Annotated in this window: 20 protein-coding genes and 1 pseudogene; 8 read left to right on the top strand and 13 right to left on the bottom strand. The window is 63.5% G+C overall.

Annotated elements, in window-relative coordinates:
• Window positions 1–35 precede the first annotated feature (35 nt).
• Window positions 36–275, bottom strand: coding sequence for a 30S ribosomal protein S18 (rpsR, locus tag ACIQ17_RS10325; protein ID WP_011158623.1), 240 nt, complete (start codon window positions 273–275; stop codon window positions 36–38).
• 5 nt (window positions 276–280) lie between these two features.
• A complete protein-coding gene (gene rpsF, locus ACIQ17_RS10320) occupies window positions 281–736 on the bottom strand; it encodes a 30S ribosomal protein S6 (protein WP_398468090.1) in 456 nt (151 codons plus the stop codon).
• A 373-nt stretch (window positions 737–1,109) separates the two neighbouring features.
• Between rpsF and fabD the strand changes: the two genes are divergently transcribed.
• The 7 genes from fabD to gmk all read left to right on the top strand — a co-directional run bounded on the left by fabD (window position 1,110) and on the right by gmk (window position 7,835).
• Window positions 1,110–2,069 (top strand): ACP S-malonyltransferase, encoded by a 960-nt coding sequence (gene fabD / locus ACIQ17_RS10315; protein ID WP_398468088.1) that lies wholly within the window; start codon window positions 1,110–1,112, stop codon window positions 2,067–2,069.
• 17 nt (window positions 2,070–2,086) lie between these two features.
• Complete coding sequence (fabG, locus tag ACIQ17_RS10310) at window positions 2,087–2,824, top strand: 3-oxoacyl-[acyl-carrier-protein] reductase (RefSeq protein ID WP_211913245.1); 738 nt, start codon at window positions 2,087–2,089, stop codon at window positions 2,822–2,824.
• 295 nt (window positions 2,825–3,119) lie between these two features.
• Entirely contained in the window at window positions 3,120–3,359 is a 240-nt protein-coding gene (locus tag ACIQ17_RS10305) for an acyl carrier protein (RefSeq protein WP_056294916.1), read from the top strand.
• Window positions 3,360–3,520: 161 nt separating this feature from the next.
• The gene (gene fabF, locus ACIQ17_RS10300) at window positions 3,521–4,780 is read left to right on the top strand and encodes a beta-ketoacyl-ACP synthase II (RefSeq protein WP_398468115.1); all 1,260 of its coding nucleotides are present in this window, start codon (window positions 3,521–3,523) and stop codon (window positions 4,778–4,780) included.
• 178 nt (window positions 4,781–4,958) lie between these two features.
• Window positions 4,959–6,215, top strand: a complete 1,257-nt coding sequence (gene mltG / locus ACIQ17_RS10295) for an endolytic transglycosylase MltG (RefSeq protein ID WP_398468085.1) — start codon at window positions 4,959–4,961, stop codon at window positions 6,213–6,215.
• A 106-nt stretch (window positions 6,216–6,321) separates the two neighbouring features.
• Complete coding sequence (locus ACIQ17_RS10290) at window positions 6,322–7,209, top strand: YicC/YloC family endoribonuclease (protein ID WP_398468083.1); 888 nt, start codon at window positions 6,322–6,324, stop codon at window positions 7,207–7,209.
• A gap of 2 nt (window positions 7,210–7,211) precedes the next feature.
• Entirely contained in the window at window positions 7,212–7,835 is a 624-nt protein-coding gene (gmk, locus tag ACIQ17_RS10285; RefSeq protein WP_398468081.1) for a guanylate kinase, read from the top strand.
• On the opposite strand, the gene ACIQ17_RS10280 is transcribed toward gmk, so the two are convergent.
• From ACIQ17_RS10280 to ACIQ17_RS10260, 5 genes are all read right to left on the bottom strand, one after another.
• Window positions 7,836–8,333: a hypothetical protein gene (locus ACIQ17_RS10280; RefSeq protein ID WP_398468079.1), complete on the bottom strand. Its 498-nt coding sequence runs from the start codon at window positions 8,331–8,333 to the stop codon at window positions 7,836–7,838.
• 5 nt (window positions 8,334–8,338) lie between these two features.
• Window positions 8,339–8,815: a hypothetical protein gene (locus ACIQ17_RS10275; RefSeq protein ID WP_398468077.1), complete on the bottom strand. Its 477-nt coding sequence runs from the start codon at window positions 8,813–8,815 to the stop codon at window positions 8,339–8,341.
• A gap of 27 nt (window positions 8,816–8,842) precedes the next feature.
• The gene (locus ACIQ17_RS10270) at window positions 8,843–10,210 is read right to left on the bottom strand and encodes a caspase family protein (RefSeq protein ID WP_398468075.1); all 1,368 of its coding nucleotides are present in this window, start codon (window positions 10,208–10,210) and stop codon (window positions 8,843–8,845) included.
• A 216-nt stretch (window positions 10,211–10,426) separates the two neighbouring features.
• Window positions 10,427–11,485, bottom strand: coding sequence for an alcohol dehydrogenase (locus ACIQ17_RS10265; protein WP_398468073.1), 1,059 nt, complete (start codon window positions 11,483–11,485; stop codon window positions 10,427–10,429).
• 117 nt (window positions 11,486–11,602) lie between these two features.
• Entirely contained in the window at window positions 11,603–12,922 is a 1,320-nt protein-coding gene (locus tag ACIQ17_RS10260) for an HdeD family acid-resistance protein (protein WP_398468071.1), read from the bottom strand.
• A gap of 100 nt (window positions 12,923–13,022) precedes the next feature.
• Between ACIQ17_RS10260 and ACIQ17_RS10255 the strand changes: the two genes are divergently transcribed.
• On the top strand, window positions 13,023–14,174 hold the full coding sequence (locus tag ACIQ17_RS10255; protein ID WP_398468069.1) for an MFS transporter: 1,152 nt from the start codon (window positions 13,023–13,025) through the stop codon (window positions 14,172–14,174).
• Window positions 14,175–14,247: 73 nt separating this feature from the next.
• On the opposite strand, the gene rsmA is transcribed toward ACIQ17_RS10255, so the two are convergent.
• The 6 genes and pseudogenes from rsmA to ACIQ17_RS10225 all read right to left on the bottom strand — a co-directional run.
• Window positions 14,248–15,111 carry a 16S rRNA (adenine(1518)-N(6)/adenine(1519)-N(6))-dimethyltransferase RsmA gene (gene rsmA / locus ACIQ17_RS10250; RefSeq protein ID WP_398468067.1) on the bottom strand — a complete coding sequence of 288 codons (864 nt, stop codon included), beginning with the start codon at window positions 15,109–15,111 and terminating at the stop codon, window positions 14,248–14,250.
• A complete protein-coding gene (gene pdxA, locus ACIQ17_RS10245) occupies window positions 15,108–16,112 on the bottom strand; it encodes a 4-hydroxythreonine-4-phosphate dehydrogenase PdxA (RefSeq protein WP_398468065.1) in 1,005 nt (334 codons plus the stop codon). The genes rsmA and pdxA overlap by 4 nt, the downstream gene beginning before the upstream one ends.
• A gap of 38 nt (window positions 16,113–16,150) precedes the next feature.
• The gene (locus ACIQ17_RS10240; protein WP_398468063.1) at window positions 16,151–17,080 is read right to left on the bottom strand and encodes a SurA N-terminal domain-containing protein; all 930 of its coding nucleotides are present in this window, start codon (window positions 17,078–17,080) and stop codon (window positions 16,151–16,153) included.
• A 121-nt stretch (window positions 17,081–17,201) separates the two neighbouring features.
• Window positions 17,202–19,568: an LPS-assembly protein LptD gene (locus tag ACIQ17_RS10235; RefSeq protein ID WP_398468061.1), complete on the bottom strand. Its 2,367-nt coding sequence runs from the start codon at window positions 19,566–19,568 to the stop codon at window positions 17,202–17,204.
• Between the two features lie 104 nt (window positions 19,569–19,672).
• Window positions 19,673–20,770 carry an LPS export ABC transporter permease LptG gene (gene lptG / locus ACIQ17_RS10230; protein ID WP_398468059.1) on the bottom strand — a complete coding sequence of 366 codons (1,098 nt, stop codon included), beginning with the start codon at window positions 20,768–20,770 and terminating at the stop codon, window positions 19,673–19,675.
• Window positions 20,767–20,997, bottom strand: a pseudogene (locus tag ACIQ17_RS10225) (LPS export ABC transporter permease LptF); the annotation flags it as partial. The pseudogene ACIQ17_RS10225 and the gene lptG, both read right to left, overlap by 4 nt.

Below are 20,997 nucleotides of genomic sequence, written 5' to 3'. Positions count from 1 at the left end.
ACGACCGGCGGCACGAGCCGCCGGTCGGAAACGTCTTAGCGGATCACGTAGGGCAGCAGGCCCAGGAAGCGCGCGCGCTTGATGGCGCGGGCCAGCTCGCGCTGCTTCTTGGCGGACACGGCCGTGATGCGGCTCGGCACAATCTTGCCGCGCTCGGACACGTAACGCATCAGCAGCTTGCTATCCTTGTAATCGATCTTCGGCGCATTGGCTCCCGTGAACGGGCAGGTCTTGCGGCGACGGAAGAACGGGCGACGTGCACCAGCTTCAGCCATGTTTCTTACTCCTCAACCGATGCTTCGTTGTCGTCACGCGGGCGGCGCGGGCCGCGGTCCGGACGATCGCCACGGAAACCGCCTTCGCGGTCACCACGGAAACCACCACCCGGACGATCGTCGCGTTCACGATCGCGATCGGCCTTGCGCATCATCGCCGACGGACCTTCCTCGTGCTCTTCGACACGGGTGGTCAGGTAACGGATGATGTCTTCGTTGATGCGCTCCTGGCGCTCGATCTCGACGATCGCGGCCGACGGGGCATCGATGTTCAGCAGAACGAAGTGAGCCTTGCGGTTCTTGTTCATGCGGTAGGTGAGGGAGCGCACGCCCCAGTTCTCGGTCTTGGTGATCTTGCCACCAGCGCCTTCGACGATGGTGTTGATCTGCGCGGTGAAGTCTTCCACCTGCTGCGCACTCGCGTCCTGACGCGCGAGGAAAACATGCTCGTAAAGAGCCATGGGAGTCCTTTCCAGTGTTAGCGCATCACCCGGCGGCAAGCCCTTCGAACCCTTCGGAAAGGACTCGACTGCTCAGAAGGCGGAAGCACGGGACGACGGACCGACTGGCCCTATCGCAACATAATCTGTGAATGGATTGTGCTGTGACCGTCCGTTCAGCTCCCGGCCGGGATCTGCGGATCGGCGCCTTATACGGATTTTTGCCGCGATGGCAAGGGAAACAGCCATGGAACCGCACGCCAGGCGGGTGTCACGGGAGCTGGTCCCGGGAACCCGGTTTTGGCGCTGCAACTTGACATCGTCGGTCATGCCAGTGTCTTACGGCGCACGTTTTCAAGCAGTTTAACCGAAAAAGCGAGACCGGGGCGAGCCGATGACCGCAGCATTTACATTTCCCGGACAGGGTTCCCAGGCTGTCGGCATGGGCAAGGCCCTCGCAGACGCGTTTCCTGTCGCCAGGGCTGTGTTCGACGAGGTCGATTCGGCGCTCGGCGAGAAGCTGACCGCGGTCATCTGGGACGGTCCCGCCGAAACCCTGCAGCTGACCCAAAACGCTCAGCCCGCGCTGATGGCTGTCTCGCTCGCGACCATGCGTGTGCTTGAGGCCGAGGCCGGCATTTCGCTGGCCAAGGACGCCGCTTTCGTAGCCGGTCATTCGCTGGGCGAATATTCGGCGCTGGCGGCGGCCGGTAGCCTCTCCATCAGCGATGCCGCCCGCCTGCTGCGGACCCGCGGCCAGGCCATGCAGAAGGCCGTGCCGGTCGGTGTCGGCGCCATGGCTGCGCTTCTGGGCATGGAATATGACGCGGCCGTTGCCGTCGCTGCAGAAGCAGCGCAGGGCCAGGTCTGCCAGGCCGCCAATGACAATGGCGGTGGACAGGTCGTGGTGTCCGGCGACAAGGCCGCGGTCGACCGCGCCGTCGAGATCGCCAAGGCGAAGGGTGCCAAGCGCGCCATGCTGCTGCCGGTGTCGGCGCCGTTTCATTGCAGCCTGATGCAGCCGGCCGCCGATGTGATGGCCGAGGCGCTGGCCAAGGTGACCATCAACAGGCCGGCCGCGCCGCTCGTCTCCAATGTGCTGGCTTCGGCCATCACCGATCCCGACGAGATCCGCCGTCGCCTGATCGAGCAGGTCACCGGCACCGTGCGCTGGCGCGAGTCCATCGCCTACATGGCCGGGCAGGGTGTCACGCATTTCCTCGAGATCGGCGCCGGCAAGGTGCTGAGCGGTCTCGTGAAGCGTATCGCAGATGGTGCGGTCGGCGTTGCCGTCGGTGGCCCCAATGATATTGCCGCAGCCAAGGACGCGCTGACCGCGGCGCAGTCGGCCTGAGGCCAAAGGAGAGAATGATGTTCGATTTGACAGGCAAGACCGCGCTGGTCACCGGCGCCACCGGTGGCATCGGTGGCGCAATCGCCACTGCGCTGCATGCGCAGGGCGCGACCGTGGCGCTGTCCGGCACCCGCCGCGAAGTGCTGGAGGCGCTCGCCGCCAAGCTCGGTGATCGCACCCATGTGCTGCCCTGCAATCTCTCGGACGCAGCCGAAGTCGAGGAGCTGGTGCCGTCGGCCGAGAAGGCCATGGGGCAGCTCGACATCCTGGTCGCGAATGCCGGCATCACCCGTGACAACCTGTTCGTCCAGCTCCGTGACGAGGACTGGGACAATGTGATCAATGTCAATCTGACGTCGACCTTCCGTCTCGCCCGCGCCGCCACCAAGCTGATGATGCGCAAGCGCTTCGGTCGCATCATCGCCATCACGTCGGTGGTCGGCGTCACCGGAAATCCCGGCCAGGGGAATTACACGGCTGCCAAGGCCGGCCTGATTGGCATGATGAAGACGCTGGGCGCCGAATACGCCAAGCGCGGCGTGACCGCCAACTGCATTGCACCAGGCTTCATCGCCACGCCGATGACCGATGTGCTGAACGACAAGCAGCGCGAAACGATTCTCACCAAGGTGCCGGCAGGCCGTCTCGGTTCGCCCGAGGACATCGCTTCCGCGGCGGTTTATCTCGCCTCCAACGAGGCTGCCTATGTGACCGGACAGACCATTCACGTGAATGGCGGGATGGCCATGATCTAAGCGTGCGGGTTCCCGCAAGGCTGTGATTCAATTGAGCTTTGGACGGTCGTCGCAGCGTGTGGCAATGCCATATGATGTGTGCTAATCGAGCGTCCAACGGTGGGGCAAAGAAGGCCATTGCAGGAAGTAGAAACCCTGTATATTGGCGGGGCCGAGCCTACCGTTTTTCGAGGCTCCGACGGGGACGGCGGGGTCATTCCACAAAGCGCGCGAGCGCTAGGGTTTAACGAGTTTAACGCTCCAGGATGGCTCGTATCGTCTACGGACGAGCCTATGTAACAAGCACGAGGTTGATATGAGCGAGATTGGCGAGCGAGTGAAGAAGATCGTGGTCGAACACCTTGGTGTCGAACCCGAGAAGGTGATCGATTCCGCGAGCTTCATCGATGATCTCGGCGCTGACAGCCTCGACACCGTCGAGCTCGTGATGGCGTTCGAAGAAGAGTTCGGCTGCGAGATTCCGGACGATGCCGCCGAGACGATTCTGACCGTCGGCGACGCGACCAAGTTTCTCGAGAAGAATGCCAAGAGCTAACTTCTTCGCGTGACACGTCTGGAGCCGGGCGGATCGCGTCACCGCGATCCACCGGCTTCTTGCTGTGAAGCGCAGGAAGCATGATCCCGAAAAGTGGATGCCGGTTTTCGGATCAGGTCATGCTCAGGAGTGAGCTGTTGAAGGAAGTTGTGGAGATGCAGATGAGGCGGGTAGTCGTCACGGGCCTGGGCATGGTGTCGCCATTAGCCTGCGGTGTCGAGCCGACCTGGAAGCGGATCCTCAACGGGGAAAGCGGCGCCAAGCGCATCGACACGTTCGAGGTGTCTGACATCCCCGCACAGATCGCCTGCATGATTCCGCGCGGCGATGGCACCAACGGCACCTTCAATCCCGACCAGTGGATGGAGCCGAAGGATCAGCGCAAGGTCGACGATTTCATCATCTTCGCCATGTGCGCTGCCAAGCAGGCGCTCGACGATGCCAACTGGCATCCGACCGAACACGAAGATCAGTGCAATACCGGCGTCCTGATCGGCTCCGGCATCGGCGGCCTGACGGGCATCGCTGAAACCGCGATCGTCCTGAAGGAGCGCGGGCCGCGCAAGGTCTCGCCATTCTTCATTCCCGGCCGCCTGATCAATCTGGCGTCGGGCTACGTATCCATCGAACACGGCCTCAAGGGCCCCAATCATTCCGTCGTTACGGCATGCTCCACCGGCGCTCACGCCATCGGCGACGCAGCACGCCTGATCGCGCTTGGCGATGCCGAAGTGATGGTCGCCGGCGGCACGGAATCGCCGGTCAGCCGCATCGCCATGGCCGGCTTCGCCGCCGCACGCGCGCTGTCCACCGGCTTCAACGACACGCCCGAAAAGGCGTCGCGTCCGTATGACAAGGATCGCGATGGCTTCGTGATGGGTGAGGGCGCGGGCGTCGTCATCCTCGAAGAATACGAGCACGCCAAGGCACGCGGCGCGAAGATCTACGCCGAGGTGGTCGGTTACGGCCTGTCGGGCGATGCCTATCACATCACCTCGCCGTCGCCCGATGGTGACGGTGGCTTCCGCAGCATGAGCGCCGCCCTGAAGCGCGCCGGCATGGTCGCCTCGGATCTCGACTACATCAACGCCCACGGCACCTCGACGCCGCTCGGCGACGAGATCGAACTCGGCGCCGTGCAGCGCCTGCTGGGCAATGCCGCCTCGAAGATCGCGATGTCGTCGACAAAATCGTCCACCGGGCATCTGCTCGGCGCGGCTGGCGCCATCGAGGCGATCTTCAGCATCCTCGCGATCCGCGACAATGTTGCACCGCCGACCATCAATCTCGACAACCCATCGGTGGAAACCGCGATCGACCTCGTGCCGCACAAGTCGCGCGCGAAGGAGATCAATGTCGCCCTGTCGAACTCTTTCGGTTTTGGCGGGACTAATGCATCGGTGATCTTCAAGCGGGTGTGATCGTTTCCGGGGCGTGATCTGATCCGAAGACCGTTATTCAGGTTTGGGGATCACGCTTTAGAGGCTCTCCACCGTTTTGCCGCAATCCGCATCGATTGCTGCCGCGGGCGTATGTTATTGATGGGTCTAGGATTCGTTATTGGATCGTGCCCGTCAGGATTGGACTCTAGGTACATCGATGAGTGAGCGGTCGCCCATTTCGCCCCGAAGCCCGCGTGCCGCGCTGGAGCCTGAGCAGGTTCCGCCGCCGCCGAAGCGCTCGGATGTGGCGCGCAGCCCGCTCGTCGTCTTCGGCAATGCCGTCATCACTTTCGTCATTCTGGTCATGCTCGCCACCGGCGGCGTCTATGTCTATGGCAAGCAGGCGCTGGAATCCCCGGGCCCGTTGCAGGACGACAAGGTCGTCAACATCCCCACCCGCGCCGGCAAGGGCGACATCGCCGAGGTGCTGCAGCGGGAAGGCGTGATCGATGCCAATCGCTGGGTCTTCCTTGGCGCCGTGTTCGCGCTGAAGGCGGCACAGGATCTGAAGCCGGGCGAATACCTGTTCCAGAAGAACGCCAATCTGCGTGACGTTATCGGCACCATCGTCGATGGCAAGGTGGTGCAGCATTCGGTGACGATCCCGGAAGGCCTGACCTCCGAGCAGATCGTGGCACGCCTGTCCGAGAACGACATCTTCACCGGCTCGATCCGTGAAATGCCGCGCGAGGGCACGCTGCTGCCGGAGACCTATAAATTCCCGCGCGGCACGCCGCGCGATCAGGTGATCCAGCGCATGCAGCGCGAGCAGAAGCGCGTGCTCGCCGATATCTGGGAACGCCGCAGTGGCGATGTGCCCGTCAAGACGCCGGAGCAGCTGGTGACGCTGGCCTCCATCGTCGAGAAGGAAACCGGTCGCGCCGATGAGCGCAGCCGTGTCGCCGCCGTGTTCACCAACCGCCTGCAGAAGAAGATGAAGCTGCAGAGCGATCCAACCATCATCTACGGCCTGGTCGGCGGCAAGGGCACGCTCGGTCGCCCGATCCGGCGCAGCGAGATCCAGCAGCCGTCGCCTTACAACACCTATGTGGTGGATGGCCTGCCGCCGGGCCCGATCGCCAATCCCGGCCGCGCCTCGCTCGAAGCGACCGCCAATCCGGCGCGCACGCGAGACCTGTTCTTCGTTGCCGACGGCACCGGCGCTCACGCCTTCACCGAGACCTATGACGCGCATCAGAAGAATGTCGCAAAACTGCGCGCGATCGAGAAGGCGGCTCAGAACGACACCGTGGAGCCCGCTGAGGAGCCCGCGCCGGCCGCAGCAGCACCGGCTGATGGCAACTCCACCGGTGCCACCGCGCCGCGTCAGGTGCCCGCCAAGCAGCAGCGTCCCCGCACGGCGCCGGCCCGTCAGGGCGCCGCGCAGCCGAACGGCGCCCCCGTCGCGCAATAACAAGACGCGTCAACCGCGCTGATTTTCCGTCCGGCCCGAATGGGCTTATCCTTGTTCCGGTTCGCGGTGGCGCGAATCTCACGTCGATCTTTTGGAGCGTTTCGCGATGGTGTTGTCGAGCATGACCGGCTTTGCACGGAGCCACGGCACCAGCGGCCCCTATACGTTCGAGTGGGAATTGAAGTCGGTCAACGCCAAGGGCTTTGACCTGCGCCTGCGGATGCCTTCGGGGTTTGACGAAGTCGAAGCGACGGCCCGCAAGCGCGCCGCCGAAGTGCTCTCGCGCGGCACCGTCTATGCCAATCTCACCGTGAAGCGCGCCAACGCCGAAGCGGCCGTGCGCATCAATGAGGACGTGCTGAACGCCGTTCTGAAGATCGCCGCCGAGATGTCGAGCAAGATCGACGCGGTGGCGCCGAGCATCGACGGCCTGATGAACATCAAGGGCGTGATCGAGATGGTCGAGCCCGAGGCCGACGAGGCCGAGGAGGCTGCCGCGAAGATTGCGGTGGCTGCAGCGTTCGATGAGGCGCTGACGGCCCTGGTCGACATGCGCAAGCGCGAGGGCAAGACCCTCGGCGATATCCTCGTCCAGCGCCTCGACGAGATCGAGCAGCTGTCCGCCAGGGCCGAAGCTGCGCCCGGTCGCAAGCCCGAAGCCATCCGCGCCCGCATTGCCGAGCAGATCGCCACGCTGCTGGATGCCTCCGATCGTTTCGATCAGGATCGCCTGTCGCAGGAAGCGCTGATGATCGCCACCAAGGCCGACATCCGCGAAGAGCTCGACCGCATCGCCTCGCACATTTCGCAGGCGCGCGAGATGATCAGGAAGGGCGGTCCGGTCGGCCGCCGCCTCGACTTCCTGTCGCAGGAATTTAACCGCGAGGTGAACACCTGCTGCTCCAAGTCCGGCGATCTCGAATTGACCAGCACCGGCCTTGAAATGAAAAACGTCGTGGAGCAGTTCCGCGAACAGGTTCAGAATCTGGAGTGATCATGTCGAGCTTCGAGGGAGTCGAACGGCGTGGTCTGATGTTCGTGCTGTCGTCGCCGTCGGGCGCCGGCAAGACCACGCTGACGCGCATGCTGATCGAGGAGATTGCCGATCTCCGGATGTCGGTGTCGGTGACGACGCGCTCGCCGCGTCCGGGCGAGGTGGACGGCAAGGATTATTACTTCGTCGACCAGGCCAAGTTCGACCAGATGGTTGCGAATGACGAATTGCTCGAATGGGCAAAGGTCTTCGACAACTGCTACGGCACGCCGAAAGCGCCCGTCGAGCATGCGCTCGCCAGCGGCCACAATGTGCTGTTCGACATCGACTGGCAGGGCGCGCAGCAATTGAATTCGCGGGCGCCGAGCGATGTGGTGTCGGTCTTTATCCTGCCGCCTTCGGTGCAGGCGCTGGAGCAGCGACTGCATACGCGTGCGCAGGATTCCGAAGAGGTCATCCGTGGTCGCATGAAGAAGGCCGGCGACGAGATGAGCCATTTCGATGCGTACGACTATGTCGTCGTTGCGTTCGAAGCCGTGAAGTCGATCCTGCGCGCTGAATTGCTCAAGCTGAAGCGGCAGGTCGGTATGGTCGCTTTCGTGCAGAAGTTGCGCCAGCAGCTCTGATCACTGCTTGCTCGCCGTCCAGCGGCCACTGCAGCCATTCGACATATGCATCATGCCGCCGCCATCGCGGCCGGACAGGCGGCCCGTCATGGCGGCGCTGACGCTGCCGCTGCTGCCGACGCCCTGAAGCGCGCCGTTCGGACTAATGCTGCCCCCGTCGCTAGTGCGACCGCCCGCGATCGTCAACGTGCTGCTCGCGCTCTTGCCGGCACACACCGCCGTTTGACCGGTGAAGGTGATCCGCCAGCTGCCATCGAATCTTGCTGCACCGCCGCTATCGCCGGAGCCGCGGCGCGCTGGCGCCGCGCGTGGCTCGGTTCGCGGCGGGCGCGCGGGTTTGGCGGCGCTGGGCTCGGAGAACGAACCGGACAACGACTTGTTGTCATTGCCGAGACTGCCGCCGGTGGCGCCCTGGCTCCATGCGTCGCTGCCGCCACAAGCGATGACGAGCAGGCAAGGGAGAATGACGGATTTCATCATGAGGCGTGTTGACGTCATGGGCGTCACTGCTTGGTCGCGACCCAGCGGCCCGTGCATCCATCGGAGCGCTGGAAGGTGCCTGAACCTGACCGACCGGAGAGGCGGCCCTGGCTCGTGACGCGGATGCCGCTGTAATTGCCGCTGCCACGGATGGACCCATTGGCGCCCATCGCGGCGCTGCCTTGGCTGCCGATCATTCGTCCATTCGCGACCACGAACTGTTCCGTGAATGTATCGGAACAGCCGGAGGTGCCCACGCTCGATATCGACCAGGCGCCGTCGAGATTTCCGCCGCCACTGCCTTCGCTGCGGCTGCGCGGCGCCCGGCGCTCGGAGCGTTCGCGTTGGGCAGGCGTGGTGGCGCGTGGCTCGGAGGACGAGCCTGACAGCGTCTTGTTGTCATTGCCGAGGCTGCCGCCCGTCGCGCCCTGTGCAAAGGCCGCGCCTCCCGACAGAAGCACAGTGGCTGCGCAAATCATCAATCCGGACCGAACAGACATTCCAAACGACTTTCCAAAATGGCTTGCTTACAATTTTGCATCGGGACCTTTGACCGAGTTGGCGCAGATGGCGCCGACGACGGGACATGATTTTCCGCTCTTGCTGCACTGATCGATGGCCGCGTCGCGCGCTTGCGCCAGCGTGCTGCGCGCCACCAGCGACCAGTTGCCGCCAAGGGCTGCAAAGGCCCCGCAATTCGATCCGTAGAATGATAGTTCAAGCGGGCAGGAGGCCGTGCCGCATTGCGCCCGCGCCTTGCCGACCGCTGATTTGCGCGATGGTTGGTCCCACGACATGCCCCATTTCTTGTCCCTGGCATCGTAGACGATGGTGCCCCACGGCTTGATGTCCTGCACGCTGCGCAAGCGCTGCAGCAGGCCTTCCGTGGCTTCGCCGGTGGGCGGCAGGCCGCCCTTGAGCTGGAAGTCGCGGATCGCCACTGCGATGCCGTTCTTGCTGTTGAGCGGCTCGGGGTCGAAATTCAGCTCATAGAGGCGATCGCTGATTTCGGAGAGCTTGACGGGATCCGTGATCGCCAGTTTGTCGAAATCGATGCGTGGCGCATCCGGCAGCCGTGCCTCCTGCACCGGCTTCGTCGGCACGACCAGCGGGACAGCAGGAACGGGCGCCACGAAATAGAAGCTGCCATCGATAGGCGATGACGACACCCAGGGCTGTTGAGCGCCGCCCGTGGAGCGTTTCACCGCAAGGCCGACCTGGTTGAAGGTCTGGAAGATATCAAGGCCGGCCTGGCGCACCGTGCTGGCCAGCGCCTTCGTATATGGGCTGTTGCCGTCGACGCCGTCCTGCGCGACCGAGCCGGGCTGCGTGGCATAAGAGATCAGCGTGCCTTCCGGCGCGCGCATCTGGGCGAGGCCGCCTTCCGAGGCGCGCAGGCCGCGGGCGCCAAACGGATTGTTCCGGCAGGCGTCGAGGATGACCATATTGAGCCGCGTGCCGGCGCCCTGCATTTGCCGTAGCACGAGGTTGACGTCGACCATCTGGAAATCGACATCCGCCTCGCGGGTCGGATTGGCACTGATCGGCACGAGGTAATTTGCGCCGGACACCTGCACGCCGTGGCCTGCATAATAGAACAGCGCGACATCGGCGCCTTGCACCTGACGGCCGAAATTCTGCACGGCGATGTCGAGCGATGCCTTGTCGAGATCGAGCTGCGCGTCTCCGCCGACCAGCGTGAAGCCGAGTGCCGACAGCGTCTGCGCCATCAGCCTGGCGTCGTTCTTCGGATTATCGAGGCGGGTGATGCTTTGATAGTTCGAATTGCCGATGATCAACGCAATGCGTTTCTCGGCATGAGCCATGCCGATCATCGTCAACGATGCGAGACATATCAGCGCGAGAAATCGCACGTAACGGACGAAATGGTCCATGATCCCACCCAGCAATGGGGATCATGGTAACCGCGACGGCGTGAATCGCAATTGGCTGGATGCGCAGTCCATAAATCGGTGCCTCATGGTGAGGAGCCCACATTTGCGCGCGTCTCGAACCATGAGCTGGCTGGGCTCGATACTCGCGGCCATCCTTCGAGACGCCGCGCAAGGGCGCGGCTCCTCAGGATGAGGGTGGAGTGAGGTGATTGGGTCTCAGTTCGCCAGCATGATCCGGCCGACCACCTTGCCGGCGCGGAGCTGGTCGATCCATTTCTGGGCGTCGGCCATCGGTTCTTCCTTCATGGGCGTCGGCTTGACCTTGCCGGCACGGGCGAGCGCCATCAGCTCCTTGGCCTCTTCCAGCGTGCCGACCATGAACCCTTCAACGGTCATGCGCTTGTAGATCCACTGCACCATGGGCAGGCTGAAATTACCGCCCATCAGGCCGGACACCACGACCTTGCCGCCGCGAGCGACGGTGGCCACCGCGAAGTTCATGGACTTGTCGTTGCCGGCAAAGTCGATGACCCCGTCGAACCCGCCGTCGTTCTCCTTGACCATGCGCTTGGCCACATCGGGCTCGGACGGGTCATAGGCGAAGGCGGCGCCGTTCTTCAGCGCTGCCTCGCGCGCTGCGGGATTGAGGTCGGCCACCGAGATCGGCTGCTTGAACATCGCCTGTGCCAGCGACAGGCCCGCCATGCCGACGCCACCGAGACCGACCAGCAAGAGATTGCGCTGGCGCGGACGATCGACCAGGCGCTTCAGCGCGCCATAGGCGGTGATGCCCGAGCACATCAGGGTCGCTGCGACATTGGTCGGCAGCGGATCGTAATCGAGCAGGTATTTCTCGTCCGGCACCAGCACATGGGTGGCGAAACCGCCATCGAGGGAGACGCCGAGAAAGCGGTTGCGGGCGCAGAGATTTTCGTCGCCGGCGAGGCAGTCGCGGCACTTGCCGCAACCGATCCACGGGAAGACCGCCTTCTTCTTGCCGACAAGCGACTGGTCGCCGTCCGGGCCCACTTCATCGACGATCCCCGCGATCTCGTGGCCGAGGGTGAAGGGCAGGGTCATGCCGCGGGTGGTGTCGAGTTTCTGGCCATTGCCGAGGTCAGCCCAGCCGTCCTGGATATGCAGGTCCGAATGGCACAGGCCGCAGCGCTCGATGCGCACCAGCACTTCACGTCCCTGCGGCTTCGGCGTGTCGATGATGGTTTCGCAGAGCGGCGCGTCGAACTTGACCAGCGACTGGCGGATCATTTTTGTCATTTTGTTTCTTCCCTGGACTTTGTTGCCGTCTAGCAAACACAGGATTGCAGGGAGGGCAAGTGGCGGTGCCGGGTCGCAGGATCGGTATCGCTGCGCTCAACCTACCCCGCGCATTCTTCATTTCCAGGCCGGTCGCGAATGCGCCAGCGCTGCGCGGCGGACCATCAGGCGGCGCAGGCGCGACTGGCGGGTCTCGCTGCTGGCGGGCATCGGCTCGACCACGACATGCAACAGGCGCGCATAGTCGAGCACGAGCCCCGGCGTCCATGCCATCGCTTCCGCGCGTCGTCGCAGCACGCCGGCGATCCACAATTCGGGCGTCGTGATCGCGCGGAAGAAAGAGCGCCATGGTCGCTCGGTGCGGCCGAGCGCGCCCTCCAGCGCAGCATCGAGCGCGTTGGCCACCGCGCTCGAACAGTTGCGGCTGGTGAGATTGTACGCGGTGTCGCTGCGATAGGCGCGCCAGAAGTGGCGCACGCGCACGCGATCGATGTGCGTGAAGCGGACATGCTCGGTGGCCTCGCACCAGTCGGCGGCTTCCTCGGCATAGCTCGGCAGGAAGCGGCCGGGAATGTCATTATCGACGCTGCCGCGCAGCAACCGGCGGAATTCCTCCGGCGTGCGATCGATCTCAATGGCCGGGTAGTGGCTGATATAGACATTCGGCGCCAGTTCAAGCGCAGCGTGGCCGGTGGAGATCCGGCCGCGATGATCGACAGCGGCAATGTAGCGATCGATGAGCGGACGACGGCGCGCATTGCGGCCCGGCCCTGTGGGTGTCCAGACATGGACGATGAGATCGTCATGGCCGGCATCGTCCGGCTTGGCCGGTACCCATAATGCCGTCGGAAATGCACCGCCGAGCAGCATGGAGATCGGTGCATCCGGCGGCAGCTTTCGCAACCGGTTGGCAAGCATGATGGTGCCCCAGCCGGAGATGATCAGCAGCGCGCCGACATTGAATCCGATCGTGCCTTCATACCAGGTCGGCCACGGCTCCAGCGTGATGACGGCGAGGATGATTTCGACCACGCCAGCGATCAGCGCCATGCGCCAGTTGTCGAAGCGCACCACCCATGCACTGGCGATGCGCAAGGTGCCGTCGCACAGCATCACGCCGCCGAGCAGCATGGCGATCAGCATGTTGGAATGGCGTGGCTGCGCGATGATGATCACCGCCGGCAGCAGCAGGATGACGGCCTTGGCGAGCTGATGCACACGCCGCTGCGTCGCGAGCACGCCGGCCAGCAAGGTGACGGTGCCTTCCAGCAGCAGCAGATAACCGAAATAATGCGGCCTGATGACAGTTGCACCATCGAAGGCATCGAAGACGATGGCGACGCCAAAGGCGGCCCAGATCGCACCGATGGCGAGCAGGACGCGCCAGCGCCGCTGCACCACCTCGGCGCCGAGCAAGAGAAGCAAAAGGCGGATCATGAACAGTCTCGGGCTGCGCGCATAAGTTCGACCTTGCCCTCAGATGTTTAACTTTTCCATGCAAGGGATACCGCGATTTTGCAGAGCGGGCAGGCGGGTAATGGTGTCCACAGGTTCCAGTCTATGGTCACGCGCGGCGGTGATCGCTGCGGCCATGATCTTCGGCCTGACCTACAGCCTGAGCGCGGGGTTGCTGGCGCTGGATCTCTCCGAGCGTGGCCATTCCGACAGCTTCATCGGCGCCAATGCAGCCATGCATGCGGTCGGCGTGCTGGCGATGGCGTTTGCGCTGCCACGCATGGTGGGCGGCATCGGCGCGCGGCGGTTGGTGCTGGCTGCCCTGGTGATCGCGGCCGTGGTCCTGGTGCTGTTTCCGGCCATGCCTTCGATCTGGCTCTGGTTTCCGCTGCGCATCGTCCTCGGTGCCGCATCCGAGACACTGTTCGTGATGTCCGAGACCTGGCTCAACAGCCTCAGCACCGACCAGACGCGCGCGCGGGCGATGGCGGCCTACACGGCGGCGCTCTCGCTCGGCTTTGCGCTGGGGCCTTTTCTGCTGTCGCTCATCGGCACGGATGGCGGGACGGCCTACTGGGTCGGTGCGATGTTCGCACTCGCCGCCGCTGCCTGCCTTGCGATGCCGGGGATCAGCGAGCCCACATTCGACAAAGGCGGCCACGGCAGTCCGCTGGGCTTCATCGCCCTGGCGCCGATCGCCATGGCGGCGACGGTGTTGCATGCGGCCGTGGAAAGCAGCGGGCTATCCTTTCTTGCGCTTTATGCGCAGTCGCTCGGCTGGAAAGAAGGCGATGCAACACAGCTGATGTCCTGCATGATGATCGGTGCGATCGTCCTGCAATTGCCGATCGGCTGGCTCGGCGACAAGTTCGATCGTCGCAAGCTGATCATCGCGCTCGCTGCACTGGCGGTGATCGGCGCGCTCATCTGGCCGCTGGCGCTGCGCTCGCCATGGACGACCTATCCGCTGCTGTTCGTATGGGGCGGCGTGTTCGTCGGCATCTACACGATCATGCTGACCATCGTCGGCAGTCGCTTCGTGGGGAGCCGGCTGGTCGGCATCTATGCGGCGATGGGGCTGATGTGGGGTGTCGGTGCGCTGATCGGGCCGCTGGGGGCAGGAACGGCAATGCAGTGGATCAGCCACGGCCTGCCACTCTTCGTCGCCTTCGCGTGTGGTTGTTTCCTCGTCGCTGCGCTGTGGCAGACACTGCGCGGAAGTGAAGCGACGTAGCGTAGGGCGGATGAGCCGAAGGCGTAATCCGCCGCCCGAGCGCGTGTGGCGAAGAGCGGCGGATGACGCTGCGCTAGTCCGCCTTACGGCTTTTCCGCAGCTCAGCGAGTTCGTTGGCCATGGCGACGAAACCCGAGACGGGCACGGTCTCGGCACGCCGCGTAGCTTCGATCCCTGCGGCGGCGGCAAGTTTCTCTGGATCGACGCCGAGCGGCTTCAGGCTTTGCCGCAACATCTTGCGGCGCTGGTTGAAGGCGGCTGCGGCGACCTGTTCGAGCAGGCGACGTTCGCACTGTTCGGGATTGGCGCGCGGCTTGAGGCGGACGACCGATGACGTCACCTTTGGTGGCGGCGTGAAAGCGGCGGGCGAAATGTCGAACAGGATCTTCGTTTCCGCGCGCCAGTTGGCAAGCACGCCGAGCCGGCCATAGGCTTCCTCGTCGCCGACAGCAACAATGCGCTCCGCCACCTCGCGCTGGAACATCAGCACCATCATGTCGTACCAGGGCGGCCATGGTTCGGTGCAGAGCCAGTCGATGAGGAGTTGCGTGCCGATGTTGTAGGGCAGGTTGGCGACGATGCGCGCCGGCGCACCATTCAGCATGGGACGTGGATCAAAGGTCTGCGCGTCACCGAGCACGATCTCGAGCCGGCCTGGATAATGGGCCGCGATCTCCTGCAGCGGGCCGAGGGCGCGTTCGTCGCGCTCGACCGCGATGACGCGTGAGGCGCCGGTCGCGAGCAAGGCGCGGGTGAGCCCACCGGGACCAGGACCGATCTCGACCACGGTGACGCCTTCAAGCGGCCCTGCCGCCCGCGCAATGCGTGCGGTCAGATTGAGGTCGAGCAGAAAGTTCTGGCCGAGCGATTTGCGCGCCTGCAGGTCGTGGCGCTTGATGACCTCGCGCAGCGGCGGAAGATCGTCGATGGTGCTCATGAAGCCTGCGACGCGGCCATCCGCGCCGCAAGCTTGATCGCAGCGATCAGGCTGGACGGATTGGCCTTGCCGGTGCCCGCGATGTCGAAGGCCGTGCCATGATCCGGCGAGGTGCGGATGAAAGGCAGGCCGAGCGTGACATTGACGCCGTCGTCGAAGGCGATCGTCTTGATCGGGATCAGCGCCTGATCGTGATACATGCAGATCGCACAGTCATAGGTCGCGCGTGCGGCCGGATGAAACATCGTATCGGCGGGAAGAGGTCCGCGGGCATCGATGCCTTCGTTCTGCAGCACGGTGACGGCATGCTGGATAAAGGCCAGTTCCTCGTCGCCCATGCTGCCGTCCTCGCCGGCATGCGGATTGAGCCCGGCGATGGCAAGGCGCGGGCGCTGGATGCCGAACCGCGCTTTCATGTCGTTGACGACGATGCGTGCGGTCGCCGTGATCAAAGGGCCGTTGAGCTGGTCGATGGCATCCCGCAGCGAAACATGGATCGTCACCGGCACCACGGCCAGTTCGGGCGACCACAGCATCATCACCGGCAGCGGTGCATTGCCGTCCTTTGCTGCGAGTTCGGCCAGAAACTCCGTGTGTCCGGGATGTTCGAAGCCGGCGCGATACAGCACGCTCTTGGCGATCGGATTAGTAACAACCGCGCCGGCGTGGCCGGCCTCGACATTGGCCACGGCCTGGCGGATCGAGGCGATCGCTGCGGGGGCGCTGGAGCCATCGGGACGACGTGCCTGCGCCGTCACGGGATGGCCCGTGGAGACGACTGGAAGGGCATCGGCGAAGATGCCCGCAGCCGTGGCGGGTGTCGCATCGGCAAGCGCGATGTCATGGCCGAGCGCCTGCGCACGCGTTGCGATGAAGGCGCGGTCACCAAGCAGATAAAAGGGCGGCAGATCGAGCGCGCGACGGTTCAGCCATGCGGCGATGGTCACGTCCGGACCGATGCCGGCCGGTTCGCCGAGGGTGAGTGCAAGAGGTTTGGCCATGCTGCCGCCTTCAGTCGCGGCCGCAGCCGGATCCGGGATTACCGATACTCGATCATCGCCGCCTTGCGGACGTCTGCGAGATAGGACTTCGACTTGGCATCGAATCTCTCGGCGAACATCTTTTCGCGGACTTCGCGCTTCTTCGGGGTATCGACCTTGGTCGGCTTGCGCGCGCACAGCGCCACCATCTCGATGCCCTGCGCGGTGACTTCCGGCGGGGTGAGGTGGCCGATCGGCGTCTTGTCGAGCAGTTCGCGCAGGTTGGGGGGCAGGTCGGCGGAGTTCTTCACCACGATACCCTTGACCGTCGCGTTCTGCGTTCCCTTGAAGGTGCGGATCGCGTCCTCGCAGCTCTGGATCCGCTCACGCAGCGCCGTCGCTTCCTTGTGACGCGCTTCCGCGAGACCACCGCCCGCGCCGCGCGGGACGATCAGCACCAGCGGGCGCATCTGATATTCAAAAGCCTCGGCCATCGCATCGCCGCCCTGAGACTGCACCGCGGCCTCGACTTCCTTTTCACCCACCTGCAGGCTCTGCTTGAAGCGGCCGCGAACGATGGCGTTCCAGACCATATCGGCCTTGAGGCGGCTCTTCAGCGTGTTGGGACGAATGCCCTTGGAGGCGAGCTGTTGCGTTAGCTGATCCGGGGTCAGGCGCATGCGCGACGCCATGGTGGCATATGAGCCGTCGACCTCGCCCGTGCCGGGATCGACGCTGAACTTCTTGCCTTCCTTGATCTTGACCTTCTCATTGATCAGATCCTCGATCACGCTTTGACGACTGTTGTCCTTGGCGCCGGACAGTGCGTTCAGCTTCATGCGCTGATCAATGTCCATCTGGGTGATCGGCTCGCCATTGACCATGACGGCAACGGTCTGAGCATGGGCTGGCGATGCCGCCGAGACCAGAACCATCGCAGCAGCTGCCAGTGCAACATGCACAAGGTGACGGGCGTTCATCGCGTTCATCATTCTCCGGAAGAGCTGTTGGCTTGGCCCGACGGACGGGCGTTTTGCGCATACATCGCGGCCGAAAGCGGAAATTTCGCGGCATTCGGAACCCGAGCGTCCGAATGTCGCGATCACGTGATCAGTAGACTTGGCCGTTGCTGCCGGTGCCGGCCTGTGTGCCGCCGAGCGTCCGCAGGCCGATCTGGAACATGACGGTATGGCTCAGAACCGGCGGGGTCGAAAGATTGGCGACGTAGCTATACGAGGTGACATAATTCAGCGCGAGGATGAAGCAGTCGTCCACATAGCCTGCGCCGACCATGTATTGGTCGATCTTGTTGTCGACCAGGTTCCAGCGCGCGCCGCCGGTGACCACCCAGTTATCGGCCAATTTAATCGAGCCGGTGCCGAGCAGGCCTTCGCGGCGGGTCAGATAGCCCAGCTCCGCTTGCGGCGCGTAGTTGCCGTAAAGCATGCTGACCGACCAGCGATCGAACGATGCGCGACCTTCGGCCTCGAAGCGGTTGATATTGCCGGTGGCTTCGTCGATTCGGGCACGGGTCGAGAATTGATAGGTGCGGTTCGGCGCGTAGCTGACGCTGGCGACATAGTCGGAGCGCGGATTCTGCAGGCCGGAGGCGACACCGGTATTGGTGAGATCGGCGACGGCGAACGAGTTCATGCCGAACAGCTGGTAGGACTGGCCGAACAGCACTTTGATAGAGCCGCCACGGTCGAACTGAGTCGTGGCCTGCACGCCGACATTGGCACGGCCGCCGCCTTCTATGCGATCGTAACCGGAGAACTTGTTCACGCTGAACAGGTTGCTGGTGTCGAAATTCATACTCTGCGCATCTTCATTGGGAAGACGGCCGGCAAAGCTCTCATTGGGACGGATGATGACTTGCGCAATCGGCTCGATCACTGTGCTGCCCCATGGCTGCACATTGATGAACGGATAACGATATTCGAGGCCAACGGTCGGCATGACCCGAAGGGCTTGAGTGTCGCCAGTCGACAGGAAAGCTGGCACGCCGGTCTGGTTCGAAACCGAAACGTCGACAGCATCGACCCGGACACTTGCAAATGGCGTGAAAATTTGGCCGAGTTCGTCCGTGAAGGACCGGCGCCACTGAGCTTCAGCCGAAAAACGTGTGTATGTGCCGGGAATGCCCCGCAGCAGACAGCTCGCGCGGACCTGGGCCGCGTCGGCAGTAGGGTCGCACCCGCCGGAAGAGATCGAGTTGAACGCAGCTTCCTGACGCGTCAGGCTGGTGAAGTTGAACTTGTAGCTGAACTCGCCGCCCAGAATGTTCTGCTGCAGCACGTTATTGTAGTCCACCACCGGATGGATGATGGGGACCTGGCGCTGGTTACCCGAGAAGCTGGTGTAGTGGATCGTGCGCGCGTCGAAAAAGCTGCGTTTGCCGACACCAGTCAGATAGAGCTGCGAGACGGCTTCGGTCTGCAGATTTAGGAACGACTGGTACGGGTCCCGGTACATCGCCAGGCGGTAGTCGTACAGGAAGTTGTAATCGCTAAGCGCGACTGCATCCCAGCCCCAGGTCCACTTGTCGTTGATGGCGAACTGGCCCTTGGACTCGACACCACCGCGCCAGTCCTTGTCGCTGACCGAGCCCGCGCCGAAAGCCGTCCGATCCTGCTGGTTGATGCCATAGGCGCGGATCGAATAGGCGCCGTCCATCAGACGCTGGCGGAATTCGCCCTGCATCAGCAGGCCCTGCCGCGTGGTGTAGCGCGGCGACAGCGTGAGATCGTAGTCCGGTGCGATCGCCCAATAGAATGGCGTTTCGATGCCGTAGCCGAAATTGGTGTTCTGCGAGAAGCCCGGCATCAGGAAGCCAGTCTTGCGCTTTACCGTCGGATCGGGTGTCGAGAAATAGGGCATGTAGGCGAGGGGCACGCCGAAGAACTCGACGCGCGCATCCTCGAAATACATCATCTTTTCGGTCTGGTCGTGGATGATGCGCGCACCCTTGACCTGCCACAGCGGCGGCTTCTTCGGATCGTCCTTACAGGCGGCGCACGCCGTGTAGACGCCGTTCTGGAACACCGTGTAGTTGCCTTCGGTGCGCTCGGCGCGGGTCGCGGCCATGCGCGTCGCATCGGCGGTATCGACGCGCAGCGAGTCGACGAAGCCGTCGCGATAGTCGTCGCTGAGATCGAGCAGATTGGCATAGGTGATCTTACCGTCGGCATCCGTCATCCGGACATTGCCTTCGGCATGCAGGCGCTTGGTCTTCTGGTCGTAGATGACCTTGTCCGCCTCGACCGACGTGCCGTTGTAATACATCTGCACGCTGCCGACGGCGGCGACGCGCGAGTTGTTGTAGTCGTAATTGACCTCGGTGGCCTGCACCAGCATCTGCCCGGTCTGGGCGGCCGGCGGCGGCTTCGGCCGGGAGGCCGGGCGATTATAAGTGAAGCTCTGGGCGTGGGCAGGCGCTGTCGCAGCTGCGCCCAACGTCACTGCAACACACATCATGGTTGCTGCGATCGTCGTGAGCGCGCGAGACGTGCGTCCGCAATCTGCACAAATGTGCAGTCGCGAGGTCAATTTCCGCGCACGGAGGGCGGCAAAACCAGCCACTACCCGTCCTCCAGGTACAACAAAGCCAAAAAGCCGGTGAGGCCGCCCACACAGACAGGCAGCCACGCCGCAGCAATCGGATGCATCAATTCGGCCTTGCTCAAATCTTCAGTCACTTTCGACAGGACATAGAGCAGAAAGCCCGCGCCCACGCCATACAAAACCATCTTCTGGACCCCGCCCATCCGGAAGAACCTGAGGCTCACGGAAGCAGCCAGCATCACCATCGCGACCAGCAAAAACGGCTGTGCAATGAGCTTGTGATACTGCAGGCGATACCCCGCGGTCGCAAACCCCGAACTCTCGGATGAACGGATATACGAAGGAAGTTGCCAAAATGACACTGTTTCGGGGGTCGAGAAACTATTTCGCACCTGCGCCGGGGTCAGGGTGGTGGCGATATCCAGCGTTTCCTGCTCGACCATAGGCGAATCAAGGGAGTAACTGCGTACCCCCTTGAAGATCCAGCGACCTGGCTCAAGGGTGGCCTCACGGGCCTCGATCCGTTCGCTGAATTGGTTCTCGGTGTCGAACCGGAACACCGTAAGGCCGGTGAGGCGGAGGCCCTGCTGCTCGCTGCGGGCGGCGTTGATGATGGTCTGGCCGTCCGCATTGACCTGATTGATCCAGAATCCCGATGCGTCCTGAACACCGCCGCCGGAGGCATCGCCGAACATCCGGGCCTCCATCCGCTTGGATTCCTCACGCAGGGTTGCGGACATCGGGTTGTAGACGATGGTGGCCAGTACGCCGAGGACGAGGGCCGCGAACAATGCCGGCGAGATGAACTGCCAGGCGGACACGCCTGCAGCGCGGGCGACCACCAGTTCCAGCCGGCGGGAGAGGGCCAGATAACAGGTCATGGCGCCGATCAGGATGCAGAACGGCATCAGCTTTTCCAGCGCCTGGGGCACCCGGTAGAGCGATGTCTGCGCCACCATCAGCGCCGGCGCCGTGGCGAGGCCGGCTGTGCGGCGAACCATCTCGATATAGTCGACCAGCACCAGCAGCATGAAGATGCTGACGAATACGCCCACTGCCGCAACCAGAAACCGGCCGGCGAAATAGCGGCCGATGGTGTTGGTGATCATGCTCATGCGGCGGCTGGCCTTCTGAACAGGCGCAGGATCCGTTCGTTGGAGCGATTGATGGCTTCGATCATCTTTGCGGGCGGCTCGATCACGATGCCGAGCTTGATGATCGCCAGACTGCCGAAGATCGTCGCGAATAGCAGGAAATATTGCAGCGGCGCAGCCCAGTCCGATTTCGCGGCAGCCACCGAACAGGCGAAACCCGCCATACGCAACGCGAACACGGCGCCGAT

This window comes from Tardiphaga sp. (assembly GCF_044340795.1).
In the GTDB taxonomy this organism is placed as follows: Bacteria; Pseudomonadota; Alphaproteobacteria; order Rhizobiales; family Xanthobacteraceae; genus Tardiphaga.
The sequence above is the reverse complement of the archived record's forward strand: the minus strand, read 5'-3'. Positions and strand labels throughout refer to the sequence as shown.